This is a genomic window from Streptomyces sp. NPDC007162, assembly GCF_040634175.1.
Lineage (GTDB): Bacteria > Actinomycetota > Actinomycetes > Streptomycetales > Streptomycetaceae > Streptomyces.
Map to the genome: position 1 here is coordinate 38,218 of NZ_JBEYFC010000010.1, position 6,998 is coordinate 45,215.

Annotated in this window: 4 protein-coding genes and 1 pseudogene; all 5 read right to left on the reverse strand. The window is 72.3% G+C overall.

The window, feature by feature from the left end; all coding sequences use genetic code 11:
• Nucleotides 1-16 precede the first annotated feature (16 nt).
• Nucleotides 17-871, reverse strand: coding sequence for a formyltetrahydrofolate deformylase (gene purU / locus ABZ646_RS02525; protein ID WP_360512153.1), 855 nt, complete (start codon nucleotides 869-871; stop codon nucleotides 17-19).
• On the reverse strand, nucleotides 868-1,461 hold the full coding sequence (locus ABZ646_RS02530) for a sarcosine oxidase subunit gamma family protein (RefSeq protein ID WP_360512155.1): 594 nt from the start codon (nucleotides 1,459-1,461) through the stop codon (nucleotides 868-870). The genes purU and ABZ646_RS02530 overlap by 4 nt, the downstream gene beginning before the upstream one ends.
• A pseudogene (locus tag ABZ646_RS02535) lies at nucleotides 1,451-4,617 on the reverse strand (sarcosine oxidase subunit delta family protein). The gene ABZ646_RS02530 and the pseudogene ABZ646_RS02535 overlap by 11 nt, the downstream one beginning before the upstream one ends.
• 15 nt (nucleotides 4,618-4,632) lie before the next feature.
• On the reverse strand, nucleotides 4,633-5,817 hold the full coding sequence (locus tag ABZ646_RS02540) for a sarcosine oxidase subunit beta family protein (protein WP_360512164.1): 1,185 nt from the start codon (nucleotides 5,815-5,817) through the stop codon (nucleotides 4,633-4,635).
• Between the two features lie 86 nt (nucleotides 5,818-5,903).
• A partial coding sequence (gene glyA, locus ABZ646_RS02545) for a serine hydroxymethyltransferase (protein ID WP_360512157.1) occupies nucleotides 5,904-6,998 on the reverse strand: 1,095 nt, incomplete at its 5' end.

Below are 6,998 nucleotides of genomic sequence, written 5' to 3' on the forward strand. Positions count from 1 at the left end.
GGCTGTGACCCTTCCGTCAGCTGAAGACCACCGTGCGGTTGCCGTGGATCAGGACGCGGCCCTGGCAGTGCCAGTTGACGGCGCGGGCCAGTGCCAGGCGTTCGGCGTCGCGGCCCACGGTGACCAGGCGGTCCGCGCCGGAGCGGTGGTCGACCCGGATGATCTCCTGCTCGATGATGGGCCCCTCGTCCAGGTCCGCCGTGACGTAGTGGGCGGTCGCCCCGACCAGCTTCACCCCGCGCCGGTGGGCCTGGTGGTACGGCTTGGCCCCGGCGAAACTCGGCAGGAACGAGTGGTGGATGTTGATGGCCCGGCCTTCCAGCTGCTTGCACAGGTCGTCGGAGAGCACCTGCATGTAGCGGGCGAGGACGACCAGGTCGACGCGGTGTTCCTCGACCAGGGCGAGCAGCCGGGCCTCCGCCTGCGGCTTGGTGCCCGCCGTGACGGGGACGTGCTCGAACGGCACCCCGTCGGCCGCCGCCAGCGGCTCCAGATCGGGGTGGTTGGAGACCACCAGGACGATCTCGGCGTCCAGGGCCTTGCTGCGCCACCGGTAGAGCAGGTCGGCCAGGCAGTGGTCGAACCTGGACACCATCACGAGCACGCGCGGCTTGACGGCGGAGTCCCTGAGCTGCCACTCCATCCCGAACTCGGCGGCCACGGGCGCGAAGTCCGCCCGCAGCAGGTCGAGGGTCACCTCCGGGTCGGGGGCAGCGAAACTGGTGCGCAGGAACACGGTGCCGTGGTCGGCGTCGTCGAACTGCTGGTGCTCGGTGATGTCGCAGCCGTGCCCGAGCAGGAACGACGTCACGGCATGCAGGATGCCCGGACGTTCGGGGCAGCTGAGGGTGAGGACGAACTCGGTCTTCATGAGGCGCTTCCCCGGTATTCCGTGCAGGCGTCGATCAGCCATGCGGCCAGGTAGGTGGCGAACGAGGAGCGGACCAGCAGCCGGATGTCGCGGGCCGCGTCGTCACGCACCACGAGGGTGACCGGGGCCTGGGCCAGCAGGGTGGTCGGGCAGGAGCCGGCCGGGGTGACCCGTGGGTCCAGGTCGATGGCGCAGCCCTGGGCCAGGATCGTGCGGACGAGGGGCCCGGACAGGGCCAGCGTGGTGCGCTGCGCCGACACGTCGGTGACGGTGGCGAACCCCGCACCGGCGGCCGAGCGCAACCGTGCGACGAGGTCGTCCGGGCGGCCGTCCGGAGCCACCAGCAGCCATTCGTCCGGGCCCATCCACACCACGTCGACCTCGCCCGACAGTTCGGCGCGCAGCGGACCGGGCAGCGGGACGCCCAGGCAGGACTCGACGGCCTTCGCCGCCGCGCTGCCGGGCTCCACCCGGAGGGTGAGCTGGGTCAGGAAGGGCAGTTCCCGCACCCGGAACCCGTCCGGCAGCCGCGTCAGGCGGTCCTGCCACTCGGACAGCGGGCTGAAACGAGCGGGTGTCTCAACCGTCACGGCGAGCTCCCTCCTTGTCGAAGAGCACGGGGTCGGTCACGGTGACCGGTACGGTCCGGCCGTCCAGCGGGACGTAGAGGGTCTCGCCGATGCGCCGGGTGCCCGAGCGCACCAGGGCCAGGGCGAACGTCCGCCGCAGGGCGTCGCTGCGGTAGCTGGACGTGACGTGGCCCAGCATGGGCACGGGGGGCGCCGGGACGTCGCTGGTGGCGATGATCTGGGCGCCTTCGGGGAGCAGCAGGTGCTCGTCGGCCGGCAGCAGGCCCACCAGCTGCTTGCGGTCCTCGCGCTGGTTCTCCGCGCGGCTGAAGGACCGCTTGCCCACGAAGTCCGGCTTCTTCTTCGACACGACCCAGGACATCCCCAGGTCCTGCGGGGTGACGGTGCCGTCGGTGTCCTGCCCGATGATCGGATAGGCCTTCTCGGCACGCAGCACGTGCATCGTCTCGGTGCCGTACGGGGTGATGCCGAACGCGTCCCCGGCCGCGAGGAGCGCCTTCCACACGGTGATGCCGTACCAGGCGGGCACGTTGACCTCGTAGGCGAGTTCACCGGAGAAGCTGATCCGGCACACCCGCGCCGTCACCCCGGCGACGGTGGTGTCCTGCCAGGACATGAAGGGGAAGGCGTCGTTGCCCACGTCCAGGCCGGGCGCCACCAGGGCCAGCACCTCCCGGGAGCGGGGGCCGACCAGCGGGATCGTCACCCAGTGCTCGGTGACGGAGGTGAGGTGGACGCGCAGGCCGGGCCATTCCGTCTGCAGCCACTCCTCCATCCACTCGAGGACCTTGGCCGCGTTGCCGGTGGTCGTGGTCAGCAGGAACTCCTGCTCGGCCACCCGGATCACGGTGCCGTCGTCGATGGCCATGCCGTCCACGCCGCACATCACGCCGTAGCGGACCCGGCCCACCTTGAGGGTGCTCATCAGGTTCGTGTAGAGCCGGTCCAGCAGCACGCCGGCGTCCGGCCCCTGGACGTTGATCTTGCCGAGCGTGGAGCCGTCCATCATCGCGACGCCGGTACGGGCGGCCCGGCACTCGCGCAGTACGGCCTCCTCCATGGTCTCCCCGGCCCGCGGGTAGTACCAGGGGCGCTTCCACTGGCCGACGTTCTCGAACAGGGCACCGTGCTCGACGTGCCAGGGGTGGATCGCGGTCACCCGCACCGGGTCGAAGAGCTCGCCGCGGTTACGGCCCGCGAGGGCGGCGAAGGAGACCGGTACGGCGGGCGGCCGGAAGCGGGTGGTGCCGAGGTCGGCGACCTCCACGCCCAGCGCCTCGGCGACGATGCCCGAGGTCAGCACCCCCGAGGTACGGCCCTGGTCGTGGGCGGTGCCGATGGTGGTGTACCGCTTGACGTGCTCCACCGACCGCAGGCCCGCCCCGGTCGCCCGCAGCACGTCACGGACGGTCGCGTCCCGCTGGAGGTCGACGAACTGAAGGGTGCCGTCCTGGTCGTCCTGCGGGCTCGGCACCCGCCACAGCACCCGGGTCGGCGCTCCGTCCGGCAGCGGGCCGGTGGCCGGCGGGGAGATCTCCGGAGCGGCCCCGCCGATCGCCGACAGGGCCTGCCGGGCCGCGTCCAGGCCGTCCGCGAGACAGCCGGTGAGGGTGAAGGTGCCGCCGGCCGCCCCCGCCGTACGGACGTCGGCGGGTGCGTCGGCGGGGACGAAGGCGCCGATCCCGGCGTCGTGGCGCAGCGTGCCGCGGGCCTGGCTGAACAGGGCCACCGCGGGGTTCCAGCCGCCGGAGACCAGCAGCAGATCGCAGTCGACGCCGTGCCGCTCGCCGAGGCGTCCGCCCCCGAAGGAGGCGACGTGGACGCGGGTGACGCGCTCGATGCCACTGGTGCCGGTGACGACGTGGCCGGCGCGGACGTCGATGCCGCGTTCGGCGCAGGCGGTACGCCAGTGCTCGGGCACCTCCTCGCGTGCGTCGACCACCGCGGCGATCAGTACGCCCGCGTCGGCCAGTTCGAGCGCGGCCGGGTAGGCGCTGTCGTTCGTGGTGAAGACGACCGCCCGCGAACCGGGCAGCACGCCGAAGCGGTTCAGGTAGGTGCGTGCCGAGCCGGCCAGCATGATCCCCGGGCGGTCGTTGTTGTCGAAGGCGATCGGACGCTCGTAGGCACCGGTGGCGTACACGACCTGCCGGGAGCGGATCCGCCAGATCCGTTGCCGGGAGACGTGGGCGGGCGCCGCGGCGCCGAGGTGGTCGGTGCGCTTCTCCAGGGCGAGGACGAGTCCGTCGTCGTAGTGGCCGAAGGCGGTGGTGCGAGGCAGTACGCGGACGTCCGCGTTCTCGTCGAGCTCCGCCAGGACGGCGCTGACCCATTCCGTGGCTGGTGCGCCGTCGATCAGTTCCCGGCTGCCGAGCAACGAGCCGCCGGCCTCCGGGAGTTCGTCGACGAGGACGACCCGGGCCCCGGCCCGGGCGGCGGCCAGCGTGGCGGCCAGTCCCGCCGGGCCCGCGCCGACGACCAGGACGTCGCAGTGGGCGTGCACGGTGTCGTAGCGGGCGGTGTCCGGCTCGGCGCCCAGCCTGCCCTGGCCGGACAGGCCCCGGGCGACCAGCTTGTCGTACAGCTCCACGGTGGTGGCCGTGAGCATGGGCTCGGGGAAGGGGAACTCGATCTGGACGAGGGCGTTGGGTTCCTCGGCGCCGGCGGCCAGGAACCCGCGCGGGCGCCCGTACTTGATGCTGTCGGCCACGTGGTGCACGCCGTTGGCCAGCAGGGCCGAGGCGAGGGTGTCGCCGGGGTGGCCGGTGTAGGCGGTGCCGTCGAAGGTGAAGGCGAGGGTGGTGCCGCGGTCGACCCGGCCGTGGCCCGGAGCGCGGAAGGGGGTGTTCATCGGGCGGCCTCCTGGCCCTTCGCGGTGCTCGTGGGGGCAGGGCGTTCGGCGCCGGCCTCGTAGACGGCGAGGAACTCGTGGGTGACGGTGTCGCGCAGGGCGTTGAACCAGCGCCGGCAGCCGGCCGAGTGCACCCAGCGCTCGGCGAACGGTCCCTTGGGGTTGTCACGGAAGAAGACGTACTGGGCCCACTGCTCGTCGTCGATCGCGTAGGGGTCCTCGGGGTAGGCGACGTGCGCCTGACCGCCGTAGTGGAACTCGATCTCCTCGCGGTCACCGCACCAGGGGCAGGTGATGAGCTGCATGTCGGTACTCCTCGGCTAGTGGGCGACGGCGGCCGCGCCGTGCTCGTCGACCAGGGCGCCGGTGGTGAAGCGGTCGAGGGTGAAGGGCGCGTTGTAGGGGTGCGGTTCGCCGGTGGCGACGGTGTGCGCGAAGCACCAGCCGACGCCCGGGGTGGCCTTGAAACCGCCGGTGCCCCAGCCGCAGTTGAGATAGAGGTCCGCGACCGGCGTCAGCCCGACGATGGGGGAGGCGTCCGGCGTGGTGTCGACGATGCCGGCCCAGGTGCGCAGCATGTGGGCGCGGGCGAAGACGGGGAACAGCTCCAGGGCGGCGGCCATCTGGCGCTCCAGGATGTGGAAGGCGCCGCGCTGCCCGTACCCGTTGTAGCTGTCGATGCCGGCGCCCATGACCAGCTCGCCCTTGTGCGCCTGCGAGACGTACACGTGCACGGCGTTGGACATCACCACGGTCGGGTGGACGGGTTCGAGGAGTTCCGAGACCAGCGCCTGGAGGGGGTGGCTCTGCAGCGGCAGCCGCAGCCCCGCCATGGACGCCAGCACGGACGAGTGCCCGGCCGCCGCGAGCGCGACCTTCCCGGCCGCGATGGGACCGCGCGTGGTCCGCACCCCGCGCACCCGGCCGTCGACGATGTCGAGTCCGGTGACCTCGCAGTCCTGGATCAGGTCGATGCCGTACGCGTCGGCCTTGCGGGCGAAGCCCCAGGCCACGTAGTCGTGCTTGGCGATGCCCGCGCGCGGCTGGTAGGTGGCGCCGAGCACCGGATACCGCACGTCCGGCGAGATGTTGACGATGGGGCAGACCTTGGCGACCTCGTCCGGCTCCAGCCACTCGGCGTCGATGCCGTTGAGCTGGTTGGCGTACACGCGCCGCTTGCTGTCACGGATGTCCTGGAGGGTGTGCGCCAGGTTGAGCACGCCGCGCTGGCTGAAGAGGATCGGGTAGTCGAGGTCCTCCTCGAGGGTCTCCCAGAGCTTGAGGGAGTGCTCGTAGATGCCGGAGCTCTCGTCCCAGAGGTAGTTGGAGCGGATGATCGTGGTGTTGCGGGCCATGTTGCCGCCCGCGAGCCAGCCCTTCTCCAGCACGGCGACGTTGGTGATGCCGTGGTTCCTGGCCAGGTAGTAGGCGGTCGCCAGCCCGTGCCCGCCGCCGCCGACGACGACCACGTCGTACGACCGCTTGGGGTCGGGGTTGCGCCACAGGAACTCGGGGTGGTCGGGGAGGGCGTCGCCGGGGGTGGCGGGGGCGGTGGTGCCGGTCCTGCCGGGGGCGTTGTCGCGCGGGTGCGTCACTGGACGGCCTCCTCGGCCACGGGCCGCGGGGCGGCGGGGTAGAGCGGGAAGCGATCGGTCAGGACCTGGACGCGGTCGCGCAGTTCGGCGGCGGTCCGGTCGTCGAAGCCGGGCAGGAGGGCCGTGGCGACGATGTCGGCGACCTCGGTGAACTCCTCCGCGCCGAAGCCGCGGGCGGCCAGGGCCGGAGTGCCGATGCGGACACCGGAGCTGACCATCGGGGGACGCGGGTCGAAGGGGACGGCGTTGCGGTTGACGGTGATGCCGACCCGGTGCAGCCGGTCCTCGGCCTGTCTGCCGTCGAGTTCGGAGTGGCGCAGGTCCACCAGGACCAGGTGCACGTCGGTGCCGCCGGTCAGCACACTGACCCCGGCCGCCCTGGTGTCCTCGGCCAGCAGCCGTCCGGCCAGGATCGCCGCGCCCTCCAGGGTGCGGCGCTGCCGGTCCGCGAACTCCGGCCGGCCGGCCATCCGGAACGCCACGGCCTTCGCCGCGACGACGTGTTCGAGCGGGCCGCCCTGCTGGCCCGGGAAGACCGCGGAGTCGATCTTCTTGGCGAGTTCCGCGGTGGACAGGATCACCCCGCCGCGGGGACCGCCCAGCGTCTTGTGGGTGGTCGTGGTCACCACGTGGGCGTGCGGTACGGGGGAGGGGTGCAGGCCGGCGGCGACCAGGCCGGCGAAGTGCGCCATGTCGACCATCAGGTAGGCGTCCACCTCGTCCGCGATCCGACGGAACTCCGCGAAGTCCAGGTGGCGGGGGTAGGCCGACCAGCCGGCCACGACCAGCTTCGGCCGGTGCTCGTGGGCGAGCTTGCGGACCCGGGCCATGTCGACGCGGTGGTCGCCCTCGCCCACCTGGTAGGCCGCCACCTTGTAGAGGCGGCCGGAGAAGTTGAGCCGCATGCCGTGGGTGAGGTGGCCGCCGTGCGCCAGGTCGAGGCCGAGGATGGTGTCGCCGGGCTGCAGCAGGGCCGCCATGACGGCAGCGTTGGCCTGGGCGCCGGAGTGGGGCTGCACGTTGGCGTGCTCGGCGCCGAACAGCTCCTTCACCCGGTCGATGGCGATCCGCTCGATGGCGTCGACGTATCC

What these genes read in the sequence shown, in the direction of transcription:
- purU (WP_360512153.1), bottom strand. Translation starts at nt 871, where the DNA reads ATGAAGACCGAGTTCGTCCTCACCCTCAGCTGCCCCGAACGTCCGGGC.